The organism is Pseudomonas sp. B3G-3 (genome assembly GCF_028640915.1).
Classification (GTDB): domain Bacteria; phylum Pseudomonadota; class Gammaproteobacteria; order Pseudomonadales; family Pseudomonadaceae; genus Aquipseudomonas; species Aquipseudomonas chlororaphis_I.
The window spans coordinates 1-233 of the sequence record NZ_JAQZAB010000034.1; the positions used below are offsets into that span (position 1 = coordinate 1).

The following is a 233-nucleotide window of genomic DNA, read 5'->3' on the forward strand; positions in this document are numbered from 1 at the left end:
CCGCAAAACCTGAGTCCGCGATCTGCCTGGAAAACCACATCGCCTGGTTTTACGACGGCTGCGCCGCCGATCGCAGCCTGCGGCAGCGGCTACAGGGACCGCGATGCCTGTGTAGCCGCTGCCGGGCTTGCGAGGCTGCGAACGGCAACGCAGTTGCCGCAAAACCTGAGTCTGCGATCTGCCTGGAAAACCACATCGCCTGGTTTTACGACGGCTACGCCGCCGATCGCAGG

The 233-nt window shown here is 63.9% G+C and carries 1 pseudogene; it reads left to right on the plus strand.

Going from position 1 to position 233, the window contains the following annotated elements:
* Nucleotides 1–233, plus strand: a pseudogene (locus tag PVZ80_RS00260) (hypothetical protein); the annotation flags it as partial.